The sequence below is a fragment of the Mesorhizobium atlanticum genome, from assembly GCF_003289965.1.
Taxonomy (GTDB): domain Bacteria; phylum Pseudomonadota; class Alphaproteobacteria; order Rhizobiales; family Rhizobiaceae; genus Mesorhizobium; species Mesorhizobium atlanticum.
Window position 1 is genome coordinate 45,567 of sequence record NZ_QMBQ01000002.1, and the last position, 14,700, is coordinate 60,266.

The following is a 14,700-nucleotide window of genomic DNA, read 5'->3' on the forward strand; positions in this document are numbered from 1 at the left end:
CAGGCGCGCCAATGCGGTGATTATGGCCCTTGGCAAAGGTTTCGCCAGAGACGGATTTGGCGCATCATGGCTTGGCTTTGAAATTTCCGTCCGCTGGACCAGCCGGGCAGAAGGAGTTCGGATCTCCTAATCTGGTAGGACCAGATTGTAGTGAAGTAGTATCGGGATACGAACGGAAGTCGACTTTAGCGCGAAGGCGATCGATTCTGGCTGGACCAGAGTGGCCAAAATGATGCAGATTTGGCCCACAGCCACAATCATGACGTTCGGCGCTCCTGCGGCCGATGAAAACAGGGAGAGGCAGATGAACATCGCTCCGGGCAAGACCGAGGTTGGCAGTATTCCGTTCGATCAGGCGCGGGTGGACCGGCTGATGGAAGAGGCCGGCATCGACGTGCTCTTCGCCACCTCCAAGCACAACACGCAATATCTGCTCGGCGGCTACAAGTTCATCTTCTTTGCCGCAATGGATGCGATCGGCCACAGCCGCTATTTGCCGATCGTGCTTTACGAGAAGGGCGGGCCGGAGCATGCGGCCTATATCGGCAACAAGATGGAAGGCGGCGAGCATCAGAACCATCCATTCTGGACGCCGACTCTCCATGCGGCCTGCTGGGGCACGCTCGATGCCGCCAACCTCGCGGTGGAGCACCTACGCAAGATCGGCAAGGAGGCCGCCCGCATCGGCATCGAGCCGGGCTTCCTGCCGTCCGACGCCTATATGCTGGTCCGCAAGGCGTTGCCGGAGGCGAAGCTGGTCGATGCGACCAGCATGCTTGAGAGCATGCGCGCCATCAAGACCGAGGCGGAGCTGGAACAGCTGCGCATCGCCTCCGAACTGATCACCGACTCGATGCTGGCGACGATCGCCTGGGCGCGCGAAGGCACGACCAAGGCCGACATCATCGAGCGGCTGAGGCGCGAGGAGACCAATCGCGGCGCGCATTTCGAATATTGCCTGCTGACGCTTGGCCCCAGCCACAACCGCGCTTCGTCCAGCCAAGCCTGGAAGAAGGGCGAGGTGCTGTCGATCGATTCCGGCGGCAACTATCATGGCTATATCGGCGACCTTTGCCGCATGGGCGTGCTCGGCGAGCCGGATGCCGAACTGGAGGATCTGCTGGCCGAGGTCGAAGCGGTGCAGCAGGCGGCGTTCTCAAGGGTCAAGGCGGGCACGCTGGGCGGCGACATGATCGCGCATGCGGAAAGCGTGCTGAAGGCCTCCAAGGTCGCGGCCTACACGGATTTCTTCGCCCATGGCATGGGGCTGATCACGCATGAGGCGCCGTTCCTGATGACCAACCATCCGGTCGCCTATGAGGGTACCTATGCGGCAAAGCCGCTGGAAAGGAACATGGTGCTTTCGGTCGAGACCACCATGCTTCATCCGACGCGCGGTTTCATCAAGCTGGAGGATACGGTCGCGGTGACGGACAGCGGTTATGTGATGTTCGGCGATCGCGGGCGCGGGTGGAACAGGGGTGGTGCGGCAGCCTAGCCTCGAGATCGCTCCCCCTCACCCGGATTGCCAGCCGAATTGCGAAGGGCAATTCGGGGCAATCCGACCTCTCCCCAAGGGGAGAGGAGCCTGTCGGCGCCAGCGCCACCTCTTCTCCCCGCCGGGGAGAAGCGGCCGGATGAGGGGCTGCGACGCTGAAGATTATTTGCCAGCCGGCAACAGCCTGAAATCCGGCAGGTCGCGCAACGCGAGCTCGGGCCCGGCGGGCGAATAGACGACGAAGAGCTGCATCGGCTGGTCGCCGGTGTTGAGCGTCGAGTGGAAGCGGCTTTCCGGCACGTAGATGGTGCAGCCGGGGCCGACCTTCGCCACCACCGGATTGCCCTTCTCGTCCTCGACCATCTGCTCGCCATGGCCGGAGATGACGAAGATGATCTCTTCGGCGCCGGGATGATTGTGGCGGGTGTGGCCTTGGCCGGGCGGCAGGTCGACGACGCCGCCAGAAAAGCGCTCAGCGCCGTTCACTTCCGGCGCGACGGTCAGCGACAGTCTGCCCCAGTCGAAGCCGAAGGCGCTGACGTCCTTCGGGTAGACGAATACCTTGCTCTTGTCGGCCATTGCCTCATCCCTTCGTTTTCATTTTCTGTCGGGGCACCGGATGTTCCCAAAACCGGCTTCCACTTTTAGGTCCGATGCCCTAGAGCGACCGCCTTGAAATCCGCGGTCTGCCTCGCGATTGCCGCCTCGGCCGGCAGCCGTTCCATCGAGCTTGCGCCGTAGAAGCCGTGCAGACCCTCGCAGCGCTCGAGGATGTAGCGCGCATCGTCGGGTATCGAGATTGGCCCGCCATGGCAAAGCAGGATGACATCCTTGCGCACCGACCGCGCCGCATCGGCGATGGAGTCGATCTCGTTCACGCAGGCGTCGAGCGTCTTCGCCGAGGTGGCGCCGATCGAGCCGCCGGTCGTCACACCCATATGGGCGACGACGATGTCGGCGCCGGCTTTGGTCATGGCGCGCGCTTCGTCCGGATTGAAGACGTAGGGCGTGGTCAGAAGATCGAGCTTGTGCGCCTCGGCGATCATGTCGACCTCGAGCCCAAAACCCATGCCGGTCTCCTCGAAGCTCTGGCGCATGGTGCCGTCGAACAGGCCGACGGTCGGAAAATTCTGCACGCCGGAAAAGCCCATCGTCTTCAGCTCGGAGAGCAGCAGCGGCATGATGACGAAGGGGTCGGTGCCGTTGACGCCGGCCAGCACCGGCGTCTTCTTCACCACCGGCAGCACCTCATAGGCCATTTCCTTGACGATCTCGTTGGCGTTGCCATAGGCCAGCAGGCCGGCGGCCGAGCCGCGCCCGGCCATGCGGTAGCGGCCGGAATTGTAGATGATGATCAGGTCGATGCCGCCGGCTTCCTCGGCCTTGGCCGACAGGCCGGTGCCGGCGCCGCCGCCGACGATCGGCACGCCGTCTGCGATCATCTTGCGGAATTTCTCCAGGATCGTTTTGCGCGAAATGGCGGCCATGCTTGTCGTCTCTCACTTGCTGGCAATGTCTAGAAAAGCCTCGGCCGCGGCCTTGGCGAAGGCGGGATCGTTGATGTGCAGAGGCAGGCGCGTCACGGTGCGGTCCTTCGTCGGCTCGATCGCGCGCTCCACGGCGTCGAACAGTGCCGCATCGGCTTCAGGGTCGAAGAAGGCGCCGCCCTCTATGTCGAGCGCCGAGACGCCTTTTTCCGGGATCAGGAAGCGGACCGGACCTTCGCAGCGCGCGAGCCGCCCGCCGATCCATTCACCGATCTTGCGGCATTCGTCGGCCGTGGTGCGCATCAGCGTGACATTGGGATTGTGCTCGTAGAATAGACGGCCGCGATAGCGCTCCGGAATTGTCGGCGGTGCCCAGAAATTCACCATGTCGAGCGCGCCGACCGAGCCGATATAGGGACGCTTGGTGCGGGCGATCGCGCCGAAGCGATCCTCGGTCGCCGGCAAAACGCCGCCGAATAGCAAATCGCAGACCTCGGTCGTGGTGATGTCGAGAACACCGGCCAGCAGGCCGGAATCGGCAAGCTTCTCCATCGAACGGCCGCCGGTGCCGGTGGCGTGAAAAACCATGCAGTCGTAGTCGGCGCGCAAGCGCTCGACGATCGCGGTCACGCAAGGCGTGGTGACGCCGAACATGGTGAGCCCCAGCGCCGGCTTGCCGGCGGCGATCGGCGCCGGTTTCGCGGCCATGCCGGCGATCGCCTGGGCGGCATTGTGCAGCACCGTGCGGGAGAGCCTGTTCAGTCCCGCCATGTCGGTCACTGACGGCATCATGATGATGTCGGACACGTCGACATAAGGCGCGGTATCGCCGGAGGCCAGCGTCGAGACCATGAGCTTCGGCAGGCCGAGCGGCAGCGCGCGCATGCCGGCAGTGACGATCGAGGTGCCGCCGCCACCGCCGATGCCGATTACCCCGGCTATGTCGGCGCGCGACTGGATGAAACTGGCGAAAGCGGCCCCCATGCCGGCAACGGCGGCGCCGCGGTCATCGAGGCCGAGAACCGCGTGGACTCCCTTGGGGTGATGCGCTGCGACCTCGCTCGCGGGGATGTCGATCGGGACGGTGGCGCGGCGCGTGCCGATATCGACCTGCACGACCGCGCCGCCGGCAGCAGTGACGGCATCGGCGAGGAAGGCAAGCTCCTCACCTTTGGTGTCGGCGGTGCCGACCACATAGATGCGCTTCATGCGCGTTTCCCCGTCATCCGGCATGGTCGGCTTGCCGCCTGCCTGCTTTTTTGCCCCACGCTCAAGCTTCTTGGCAAAAGCCTCGTCGCAGGTGGGGGCCTCATTTTTTGCCCCACCCTTAAGCTCCTCGGCAAAAGCCTCGTCGCTGGTGGGGACCGATTCTTTTTTGCCCCACCCTTAAGCTCCTCGGCAAAAGCCTCGTTGCTGGTGGGGCCCCAATTGCCTGACGTTGCGCCATTGCAAATTTTTGAGACGCGCGTATCGTATTGATATGGATGTCTCACGTCAACTAGCCGTCACCAAGGATGAGGTCGCCCAGGCGCCGGCCGTCGAGAAGGGGGCGCGCGCCCGCACCAGGCGGCTGATGCTGGAAACGGCGACGCGGCTGATGCAGTCCGGCATGACGCCCTCGGTCAGCGAGGTCGCGGAGGCGGCGGAGGTGTCACGCGCAACCGCCTACCGGTATTTCCCGAGCCAGGCGGCGCTGGTGCAGGCCGTGGTCGACGAAGGGCTCGGCCCGATCCTCACCTGGAAGTCGGCGTCCAACGATGCCGAGCGGCGCGTGGCGGATCTGTTCGCCACCGCGATGCCGCGCATCGAGGCCTTCGAGGCAACGTTCAAGGCAGCGCTGAAGCTGTCCCTCGACCAATGGGCGCGGCGCCAGGCCGGCACGCTTGGATCGGAGCCCGCCTTCACGCGCGGCCATCGCGTCGACCTGCTGAAGGATGCGATCGCGCCGCTCAAGGGCCGCCTGAAGCCGCGCCAGTTCAGGCGCCTGGCGCAGGCGCTGTCGCTGGTGTTCGGCGTCGAGGTGGTCACGGTCCTGAAGGACATCTGGGGGCTGGAAAGCGCCGAGATGATGGCTGTCGCGCAATGGGCGGCGGGGGCGCTGGTGCGCGCCGCGATGGCGGAATCAGGAGCGTAACGAGCAGGAATATCGGCGGCGTCAAAGGCGACAGCCGCTTTATCTGGTTCGACCAGATTGCGTAGTCAGTTTCGAATGTTAGTTGTGATGGGCGGCCTGCGACAAGGGCTCCACGTATCGCAGAGTAGGAAAAACAAGGGAAAACAGTCAGATATCGCAACGGTCCGCTTGTTTGGCTGATATCGGACGCTTAAGAAAGCGCTTGACGCCAAGCTGAAATTGGTAATACCAGATTAAGACCGACGACGCGGATCAAAAGTCAATGCTGCGATCCATTTCCGGCAGGGCGAGGAGGGCCCGGAACCGGGGAGGCGCATCACAGGAGGAACTACCAGGGTCGGCCGCGCGGCCGGCTCGCATGACACGGTGGAATGCGCACAAGGGAGGAAAACTATGCGCAAGATAGTGACCAGCGTGATCGCTGGTATCGGGCTGGCACTTGCCTGCGGGACATCCGTCCGCGCGCAGGACAAGGAACTCACCATCTTCTGGGCGGAATGGGATCCGGCAAACTACCTGCAGGAACTCGTCAACGACTACACGGCCGAGACCGGCGTGAAGGTCACGGTTCAGACAACGCCGTGGCCCGACTTCCAGACCAAGGCTTTCACTGAATTCAACGCGCATGGCGACGCCTACGATCTGGTCGTCGGCGACTCGCAATGGCTGGGCGCCGGTTCGACGCAGGGTCACTATGTCGACCTCACCGACTTCTTCAACCAGCACAAGCTTAATGACGTGATGGCGCCGGCGACCATCAAATACTATGCCGAATACCCCGGCGGGTCCGGCAAGTACTGGGCGATCCCGCTCGAGGGCGACGCGATCGGCTGGTCCTACCGCAAGGACTGGTTCGAGGACCCGAAGGAAAAGGAAGCCTTCAAGGCGAAGTATGGCTACGATCTCGCCGTGCCGACGACCTATGCGCAACTGCGCGACATAGCGGAGTTCTTCCACCGGCCAGACCAGAAGAAATACGGCATCGCCATCTACACCGACAATTCCTATGACGCGATGGCGATGGGCGTCGAAAGCGCCATCTTCAGCTATGGCGGCGATCTCGGCGATTACGCAACCTACAAGGTCGACGGCATCACCAACTCCAAGGAGGCCGCCGCCGGCCTCGACATGTACAAGCAGCTCTACAAGTTCACCCCTCCAGGCTGGGGCAAGACCTTCTTCGTGGAAGACAACCAGGCGATCACCGGCGGTCTCGCCGCGATGAGCATGAACTTCTTCGCCTTCTTCCCGCCGCTGGTGAACAAGGCCACCAACCCCTATGCCGACGTCACCGGCTTCTTCGCCAACCCGGCCGGCCCGGACGGCAAGCGCTTCGCCGCTCTCGGCGGCCAGGGCATCTCCGTCATCTCGTACTCGAAGAACAAGGACGAGGCGATGAAGTTCCTGGAGTGGTTCATCAAGGACGAGACCCAGAAGAAGTGGGCCGAGCTCGGCGGCTATACCTGCAGCCAGGCCGTGCTGAAGTCGGAAGCCTTCCAGAACGCAACGCCCTACAACAAGGCGTTCTACGACACGATGTTCATGGTCAAGGACTTCTGGGCGACGCCTGAATACGCCGAAGTGCTCGATCAGCTGAACCAGAACATCTATCCGTTCGTGGTCGGCGGAAAGGGCACCGCCCAGGAGGCGCTCGACAAGACCGCCGCCGACTGGAAGGCGACCTTCACCAAGTACAACCGCTACAAGTAAAGTATCGCAGTCAGAATGCCGGAGGAGGGTTTCCCCTCCGGCATTCCTGTTTTCAGGAGACAAAGTTGGCTTCGGTAGCCCTCACCAATCTCGATCCCGCGTCCAGGGCTGCCGCTCGCGGCTGGTCGGATCTCACCATCCGCAACCTGTTCATCATCCCGACGCTGGTCTTTCTGATCGTCTTCAACATTTTCCCGCTGATCTATTCGCTCGGCTATTCCTTCACCAATTTTGCCGCGAACCGCGCGGAGCCCTGGCAATTCGTCGGCCTGCAGAATTATCGCGAGCTGCTCAGCGACGACCACATCTGGTCCAACTTCGTCATCACGGCGAAATACGTCATCGTTTCGGTGGCGGGGCAGATGGTCGTCGGCTTCGGCCTTGCGCTTCTGCTCAACCGCTCCTTTCCGATGAAGGGCCTGATCACCACGCTGCTTTTGTTGCCGATGATGATGTCGGCGGCGGTCGTCGGCCTGTTCTGGCAGCTGCTCTACAGCCCGTCCTGGGGCCCGATCAACTATGTCTTCGGGCTTGGCGACTTCGCCTGGCTGTCCAATCCCGACAGCGCGCTCTACGCGGTCGCGATCACCGACATATGGATGTGGTCGCCCTTCGTGATGCTTTTGTCGCTCGCCGGCCTGTCGGCGGTGCCGCAGCATCTCTACGAGGCCGCCGCGATCGACCGCGCCGGATGGTGGTATACCTTCACGCGCATCACCTTGCCGCTGGTCTCGCCGATCCTTCTGATCGCGCTGATCTTCCGCACCATGGAAGCCTTCAAGACCTTCGACATCGCCTACACGATGACGACCCAGCCGACCGCCGAACTGATCGCGATCCGGCTCTACAAGCAGGCCTTCCAGCAGTGGGATACGGGCAAGTCCTGCGCGCTGGCCTACATCGTGCTGATCATGGTGCTGGCCATCACCAACCTCTACGTGAAGTATCTCAACAAGGTGAAGGAGCGCTGACATGGCCGCCGTCCGCACTTCTTCCGAGGTCGCTTTCAACCGTATCGCCATTGCCGCGGTGCTGGTCGCGACGCTGATCTTCCTGGCGCCGATCTACTGGATCGCCTCGACGGCCTTCAAGCCGAAGGAGCTCGCCGTCAGCGTGCCGCCGACCGTGCTGTTCGAGCCGGAGGTGACGCCGTTCGTGCGTCTCTTCACCAAGCGCGTGCAGATGCAGAAGGCCGTCGACCCGCAAGTCTACGAGGCCGCGCCGTGGTGGGAAAAACGCATCTATGACGGTGGCGAGCGGGTGCTGAAGGTCGGCAAGGACGTTCAGCTCTCGCAATATCCCGACCGGTTCATGAACAGCCTGATCGTGGCGGTGATCAGCACGGTGCTGGCGGTCGGCATGGGAACCTTCACCGCCTATGGCTTCTCCCGCTTCAAGATCGCCGGCGAGGCGGATCTTTTGTTCTTCATTCTGTCGACGCGCATGCTGCCGCCGGTCGTGGTCGCCATCCCGATGTTCCTGATGTACCGGATGGTCGGCCTCAACGACTCGCATATCGGGCTGATCATCCTCTACGTCGCCTTCAACCTGTCCTTCTCGGTCTGGCTGATGAAAGGCTTCATGGACGAGATCCCGAAGGAATATGAGGAAGCGGCGCTCGTCGACGGCTACACGCGCATGCAGGCCTTCTTCAAGATCGTGCTGCCGGAGGCGGCGACCGGCATCGCGGCGACAGCCGTGTTCTGCTTCATCACCGCCTGGAACGAGTACGCCTTCGCGCTGATCATGACCAACCGGCGCGCCCAGACGGCGCCGCCCTTCATCCCGTCGCAGATCGGCTCCGGTCTGCCGGATTGGACCACGATCGCAGCCGGCACCTTCCTGTTCCTGCTGCCCGTCGCGATCTTCACCTTCCTGCTGCGCAACCATCTGCTTCGCGGCGTGACGTTCGGGGCGATCCGCAAATGAGTTTTCGAGCGGTCAACGAGAAGTACCTATTGCCGGCCTCGCAGATCCTGATGGTGCTCGGCATCGTCGCGCTCTGCCAGCCATGGAGCCTCAACCTGCATTCCTACGGCGTGACGATCATCCTAATCGGGCTGATCGGCTTCAACATCACGTCCAAGATCGCGCCTGAGCAGAGCGAGGAAACCGGCGCCGCGACGCATGAGGGAGCCCGGCAGTGACGCAGATCGAACTTCGCGGCATCGAGAAATTCTTCGGTGCCGTCCAGGTCATCCACAATTTGAACCTCGCCATCGCAGACAACGAGTTCATCGTGCTGCTCGGCCAGTCCGGCTGCGGCAAGACAACCACGCTGCGCGCGGTCGCGGGGCTGGAGACGATCGACAAGGGCGACATCCTGATCGACGGCAAGCCGGTGCAGCACCTCAAGGCCGCCGACCGCGACATCGCCATGGTGTTCCAGTCCTTCTCGCTCTACCCGCATATGACGGTGTTCGAGAACGTCGCCTTTCCGCTGCGCGCCACGCGCATGAGCAGCGGCGAGGTCGACAAGTCCGTGCGCGAGGTCGCCCGGGTCCTGCGTATCACCGACCTGCTCGACAAGCGGCCGTCGGCGCTTTCGGGCGGCGACATGCAGCGGGTGGCGATCGGCCGGGCGCTGGTGCGGCGGCCGAAGGCGATGCTGATGGACGAGCCGATCGGCGCCCTGGACGCCAAGCTGCGCGAGGAGATGCGGGCCGAGATCAAGCGCCTGCATGTGAAGCAGGGGTCGACAACGATATACGTCACCCACGACCAGATCGAGGCGATGAGCCTCGCCGACCGCATCGTCATCATGCACGAGGGCTTCATTCAGCAGGTCGGCACGCCGGACGAGGTCTATTCGCACCCGGCGAACTTGTTCGTGGCGCAGTTCGTCGGCAGCCCGGTGATGAACATCGCCGAGGCCCGCGTCGCGGATCAGGCCGGCGCCGCTTCGGTGACGGTCGGCGAGGCGCCGGCGGGCTTCGAGTTCCCCCACCAACTCCTGTCCAAGCTCAATGGGCATTCCAGCGGTGGCCTGACGCTTGGCATCCGGCCGGAGGGCGTGCTCGTCCGGCACGATGCGGCGCCCGGCTACATGCCGGTCGAGGCGAGCATCATCGAGCCGTTGGGATCCTTCGACATCGTCGACCTCAAGGTCGGCTCCACGATGCTGCGGGCGCGCACCAAGGCCGGCTACGTCTCGGGTCCCGGCGAGAGGGTTCATGTCCGCATCGATCCGGAGCAGGCGCATTTCTTCGACACGGCAAGCGGCAAGTCACTCGGAGTAAGGCTGTAATGGCCCATATCGAACTCAAGAACATCACCAAAAAGTTCGGCGGCCACACCGCGCTGACCGGCCTCAACCTCGACATTGCCGACGGCGAGTTCTTCGTGCTGCTCGGCGAAACCGGCGCCGGTAAAACGACGACGCTGCGCCTGATCGCCGGGCTGGACAAGCCGACCGAGGGTCAGGTTCTGATCGACGGCGTCGACGTTGCCGGCTGGGGTGCTGCGGAGCGCGACGTGGCGCTGGTGCTGCAGCAATATTCGCTCTATCCGCGCTACACGGTGCGCGAGAACCTCGAATTCCCACTGAAGCCGAAGATCCGCCGGTTGCCGGATGCCGAGATCAAGGATCGTGTCGCGCGCGCCGCTCGAACGCTTCGTATCGAGCATCTGCTCGACCGCAAGACCGACCGGCTTTCCGGCGGCGAGATGCAGCGCGTCTCGATCGGTCGTGCCATCGTGCGCAAGCCGCGCGTCTTCCTTATGGACGAGCCGTTGTCGGCGCTCGATGCCAAGCTGCGCGAGGCGCTGCGCACGGAGCTGAAGAATTTGCAGATGCAGCTCGGCGCCACTTTCCTGTTCGTCACGCATGACCAGATCGAGGCCATGTCGATGGGCGACAAGGTCGGCGTGCTCAACCATGGCCGCATCGTCCAGACCGGCACGCCTCAGGAGATATACAACAATCCGCGCGACACCTATGTCGCGAGCTTCGTCGGCTCACCGCCGATGAACCTGATCGACGGCAAACTGGTCAACGATCGCGCGGTGATGGCGCCGATGAATTTCGAACTGCCGCTTTCAACTGCGGGCAACACTTTTGGCGGGGGCAGGACGAGTGGCGCGACCGATGGTCGGCCACTCGTCTTCGGCATCCGCCCGGAGGATGTCCATCTGGAGAGCGGCGCGCCGGTCGAGGCGCGGGTCCACGATGTCGAGAACCATGGCGTGGAAAAGATCCTGACGCTCAGGGTCGGCGATACCATGCTGCGCGCCACCGTGCCGGCCAGGACCGATGTTGCGATCGAACAGGCCGTGCGCTTTGCCTGGAATCCCGACAAGGTGGTGATGTTCGACAAGGGCAGCGGGGTGAGCCTGCGGCACTCGGGATAGCAGGCTTCGCCTGCCGCCTTATCGCGCCGCGCCCGATCAGGCGGAGAGCGCCGGCGGGCAGCCTGGCGGACGGGTCAACCGCCTCCGACCGTGTCAGCCATCCACCTTCATGCGATGACCGAAGCCACCGGCCTCCTTGGCGAAAACGGCAGGGCCGGCCCATATCCGAAGCGCATCACAACATCCGGCCTGCGGGTCTCGCCGACAATCGCCGCCAGGTCGGCGCGCAGGCGGGCGACCTCGACAGGCTGATTGATGAAGGCGAGCTTAAGTCCCAGGCTCGTCGCGGCCAAAGCGAAGCGCTGGCATGCCTGGCCGACCCTGATCCAATGATCGTGGTCCGGCCGCTCGCCGAAGAAGATCGCCACCCCTGCTGACGAGTCGATCTGACGGGCGTATTTCTGGTTCTCCTGGGCGACGCTGAACAGCCAGTCCAGGGCGATCCGGCCAAGGCTGGTCGGCAGGACCGGGCTGCCGCTCGCGGCTGAGAAGAGCCCATCGCCTCGAGCCATCGCGCTGCGCGGGTTGAAGCGTATCCACTGCTTCAGCTCATGCATGAATGCGGGGTCGTTCATCTGGTCTTCATTACCGGCAAGGACAAGATCCCGCACCTGCTTCATCCGCGCCCGATCCGTGACAAGCGCCAGGCTCACACCCGGTATAGCGGCTGCGCGCTCAAGTTCGGCGAGATCCGCGGCAGGGCTGGCACGGCCATCATATTCGGCACGCGTCGATTGGCGTTTCGGAATGGCGTCGGTCAGCGGATCCGCTTTCGCCTCGCCCATGAGGTAATCGTAACGGATTCCGTTGCCGTCCGCCGTAAGCGAAGCCTCGCCGGTGCGGCCGGTCGCCGCCGCCGCGAGCATAAGATTGGCCGCGGCGCATCCCATGCTGACATAGAGATGATGATCGTCAGGGTCGACCACCGGGGTCCGCCTCTGAAGGTCAGGCCGGATCTCGATTGCATGCCCTTCAAGCTGGAACCGCCAGGGCTGCGTATTATGGCTATTGGCCGCCAAGGTTGCGTAACGGATGACGGCCTCAAGATCGGGCGTAAGGCGGTCACGCAGGCCGGCGGCAAAGGCCTCATATTGGGTCATGGATCCGACCGCCGATTGCCAGGCGGCGGCGCCGGAGCCGGCCGTGACAAGCACGGCGCCTGCACCCACGAGCATCGTTCGCCTGTTCATCGTGCCCTCTCGAATAAGCTCGCAGGCAAGATAGCGGCGGATCGGGAATGGCCCTTGATAGAGCAATTCCAGGAAAAGTGTGAGCGGTTTTCCGTTCGGAATTGTGTAAAAACAAGGAGCTAGATCGTTTGACCGTTTCCGTGAAACGTTGAAACGCTCTAAGCGGCGCGACCGTCGAACCCGAAGACCTCCACCACGGCAAGATCGACGTCCTCGAGACAATTGATATTGATATAGGCCGTCCGCTCGCCGCTTTCGCCGACATCCTCGGCGAAAGGGTGGATGCCGCAGGTCCGGCAGAAACGATGCGCGATCGAGCCCTTGCCAAAAGTGTATTTGCCGAGGTCATCGCCCCAGGCGACCAGGCGCAGGCTGCCATGCGGCACGGCCCACAGCAGCGCGCCCTTGCGCGCGCAGATCGAGCAGTTGCAGCGCACCGCGCCGCCGATCTCACCCTTGACCTCGAATGCCACCTTGCCGCAGTGGCAGCTGCCTTTGTACAGCATCAGCATCTTCCCATCGCTGGCAGGGTGCAAAGGCACGCTTGCCGGGTTATCTCTTTGCCGGCCCAACATCAGGCCACGCCTAAAAGACGTCGCAACTTTGCAAGGCCCGACATCGACAATGCAATCCATCCGCGACCGTCTCGAAAACATCCTGTCACGTCTTGCCAATCGCGCGGCCGATGAGCGCGTCTACACGAAGCTTTATGCCGAGGCCGCTCGAGCAGCCGCCGATGCGTCCGACGCTCGCCGCAAAGCCGGCGTCAGCCTTGGCCCGCTCGACGGGCGTATCGTTTCGATCAAGGATCTGTTCGACGTCGCCGGCGAGCCGACGGCGGCCGGATCGCTGATCCGCGCCGAGGCCGCACCTGCCGCTCGAGATGCGGTGATCGTGCAAAGGCTGCGCCAGGCGGGCGCCGTCATTGTCGGCAAGACCAACATGACCGAGTTCGCCTTCACCGCGATCGGCGACAATCTGCGTTACGGCACGCCCGGCAATGCCGCCGGCGCCAGCCTGATTCCGGGCGGCTCGTCGTCGGGAGCGGGCGTTGCGGTCGGCGAGGGCACAAGCGACATCTCCATCGGTTCGGACACTGGCGGCTCGGTGCGCATCCCCGCCTCGCTCAACGGCGTCGTCGGCTTCAAGCCGACCGCGCGGCGCGTGCCTTTGGCCGGCGGCTTTCCGCTGTCGATAACGCTGGATTCGATCGGTCCGCTTGCCCGCAGCGTCGCCGATTGCGCGATCGCCGATGCGATCATGGCCGCAGATGAGCCGGCTGCTCTTCAGCCGGTATCGCTCGCGACCTTGCGCATCGGCATCCCGCGCGGCGTTTTGTTCGACGAGATGCAAGCCGAGGTCGCCGCGGCGTTCGAGACCTGCATCGACAGGATCGGGCAGGCCGGCGCGCGTGTCGCCGATTTGTCCATCGACGATCTCATCGCCGAGATGCGCGCGGCGACCAAAAGCGGCACGATCGCGTCGATGGAAGGCGCCGAAGTGCATGCCGACTGGCTGGCGAGCGGCGCATCCGTGCCGGTCGATCCGCATGTCACCGGGCCGTTGTCGCGCGCGCTGGCGGTTCCCGCCTCGACCTATATCCGCACGATCCGTCGTCGCGGCGAGCTTGTGACGGCCATGGCGGAACGACTGGAGACAGTCGATGTGCTGGCATTGCCGACCGTGCCGATGGTCGCGCCGTCCATCGCCGCCATGGCCGGCGACGAAGCCTTGCGCGACAGAACGGAAGGGCTGCTTTTACGCAATACCCAAGTCGCCAACCAGTTCGACCTCTGCGCGATCTCGTTGCCGATGCCGGGCGCGAAGCTACCCGCCGGACTGATGCTGGTGGGCAGGCATGGGGATGACAGGCGCCTGTTGCGCATTGCGGCCGCTGTCGAGGCGCTGCTGCATAGGTAATCAATGCCCCGAGCAGTGCTCGCGTTCATCGTCCTTGGCGGCACGTTCGACACTGGTCGCGACCAACCAGGGCAAGTTGTGTCCTTCGTCGCGATGCTGGATCGACCCTCTGACGATGATCTTTCCAGCATAAAGCTTATCCGGGAAATCGACCGCGGCCCTGTCCAACGGCGGCAATCGGGTGGTGTCGATCACCACGCCCCTGATGATCGTGCCGGTGGCGAGATCGAGCGCGTCGCCGGAAGGGCAGGGGGCCATCACGCAAGCAATCCCATTGCTGCAGTAGACGTAACTGCTGCTCTCGGCCACGGCGAGCGATGGCAATACCGCGATTAAGGAGGCGGCGGTGGCAAGCAACGCGAAGCGACGACGGGACATGCTTTCAACGTCGCGGACAATTGGGGCGAAACC

General features: G+C 63.5%; 15 protein-coding genes. 9 read left to right on the top strand and 6 right to left on the bottom strand.

The annotated features are described in order from the left end of the window. Positions 1-304: 304 nt before the first annotated feature. The gene (locus DPM35_RS05250; RefSeq protein ID WP_112127049.1) at positions 305-1,498 is read left to right on the top strand and encodes a M24 family metallopeptidase; all 1,194 of its coding nucleotides are present in this window, start codon (positions 305-307) and stop codon (positions 1,496-1,498) included. A 162-nt stretch (positions 1,499-1,660) separates the two neighbouring features. Here the strand turns inward: DPM35_RS05250 and DPM35_RS05255 are convergent, their stop codons facing one another. The 3 genes from DPM35_RS05255 to DPM35_RS05265 form a co-directional block, all read right to left on the bottom strand. Then, positions 1,661-2,077, bottom strand: a complete 417-nt coding sequence (locus DPM35_RS05255; RefSeq protein WP_112126294.1) for a cupin domain-containing protein — start codon at positions 2,075-2,077, stop codon at positions 1,661-1,663. Between the two features lie 65 nt (positions 2,078-2,142). Then, positions 2,143-2,985 carry a phosphoenolpyruvate hydrolase family protein gene (locus DPM35_RS05260; RefSeq protein WP_112126295.1) on the bottom strand — a complete coding sequence of 281 codons (843 nt, stop codon included), beginning with the start codon at positions 2,983-2,985 and terminating at the stop codon, positions 2,143-2,145. Between the two features lie 12 nt (positions 2,986-2,997). Beyond that, a complete protein-coding gene (locus DPM35_RS05265) occupies positions 2,998-4,194 on the bottom strand; it encodes a Tm-1-like ATP-binding domain-containing protein (protein ID WP_112127050.1) in 1,197 nt (398 codons plus the stop codon). A 271-nt stretch (positions 4,195-4,465) separates the two neighbouring features. Between DPM35_RS05265 and DPM35_RS05270 the strand changes: the two genes are divergently transcribed. The 7 genes from DPM35_RS05270 (at position 4,466) to DPM35_RS05300 (ending at position 11,179) form a co-directional block, all read left to right on the top strand. Continuing rightward, positions 4,466-5,119, top strand: a complete 654-nt coding sequence (locus DPM35_RS05270) for a TetR/AcrR family transcriptional regulator (protein WP_112126296.1) — start codon at positions 4,466-4,468, stop codon at positions 5,117-5,119. 393 nt (positions 5,120-5,512) lie between these two features. Further along, positions 5,513-6,829: an ABC transporter substrate-binding protein gene (locus DPM35_RS05275; RefSeq protein ID WP_112126297.1), complete on the top strand. Its 1,317-nt coding sequence runs from the start codon at positions 5,513-5,515 to the stop codon at positions 6,827-6,829. A gap of 65 nt (positions 6,830-6,894) precedes the next feature. Further along, positions 6,895-7,800, top strand: a complete 906-nt coding sequence (locus tag DPM35_RS05280; protein WP_112126298.1) for a carbohydrate ABC transporter permease — start codon at positions 6,895-6,897, stop codon at positions 7,798-7,800. 1 nt (position 7,801) lies between these two features. After that, positions 7,802-8,758, top strand: coding sequence for a carbohydrate ABC transporter permease (locus DPM35_RS05285; RefSeq protein ID WP_112126299.1), 957 nt, complete (start codon positions 7,802-7,804; stop codon positions 8,756-8,758). After that, a complete protein-coding gene (locus DPM35_RS05290) occupies positions 8,755-8,976 on the top strand; it encodes a hypothetical protein (protein ID WP_112126300.1) in 222 nt (73 codons plus the stop codon). Before DPM35_RS05285 ends, DPM35_RS05290 begins: the two co-directional genes overlap by 4 nt. Continuing rightward, positions 8,973-10,076, top strand: coding sequence for an ABC transporter ATP-binding protein (locus DPM35_RS05295; protein WP_112126301.1), 1,104 nt, complete (start codon positions 8,973-8,975; stop codon positions 10,074-10,076). Before DPM35_RS05290 ends, DPM35_RS05295 begins: the two co-directional genes overlap by 4 nt. Then, positions 10,076-11,179, top strand: a complete 1,104-nt coding sequence (locus DPM35_RS05300) for an ABC transporter ATP-binding protein (RefSeq protein WP_112126302.1) — start codon at positions 10,076-10,078, stop codon at positions 11,177-11,179. Before DPM35_RS05295 ends, DPM35_RS05300 begins: the two co-directional genes overlap by 1 nt. Before the next feature lie 107 nt (positions 11,180-11,286). On the opposite strand, the gene DPM35_RS05305 is transcribed toward DPM35_RS05300, so the two are convergent. Continuing rightward, entirely contained in the window at positions 11,287-12,369 is a 1,083-nt protein-coding gene (locus tag DPM35_RS05305; RefSeq protein WP_112126303.1) for an Acg family FMN-binding oxidoreductase, read from the bottom strand. 158 nt (positions 12,370-12,527) lie between these two features. After that, a complete protein-coding gene (locus DPM35_RS05310; RefSeq protein ID WP_112127051.1) occupies positions 12,528-12,875 on the bottom strand; it encodes a GFA family protein in 348 nt (115 codons plus the stop codon). A 118-nt stretch (positions 12,876-12,993) separates the two neighbouring features. Here DPM35_RS05310 and DPM35_RS05315 point away from each other — a divergent pair, with 118 nt between their 5' ends. Further along, positions 12,994-14,289 (top strand): amidase, encoded by a 1,296-nt coding sequence (locus DPM35_RS05315; protein ID WP_112126304.1) that lies wholly within the window; start codon positions 12,994-12,996, stop codon positions 14,287-14,289. Here the strand turns inward: DPM35_RS05315 and DPM35_RS05320 are convergent, their stop codons facing one another. Then, positions 14,290-14,667 carry a hypothetical protein gene (locus tag DPM35_RS05320; protein ID WP_112126305.1) on the bottom strand — a complete coding sequence of 126 codons (378 nt, stop codon included), beginning with the start codon at positions 14,665-14,667 and terminating at the stop codon, positions 14,290-14,292. Between the last annotated feature and the right edge of the window lie 33 nt (positions 14,668-14,700).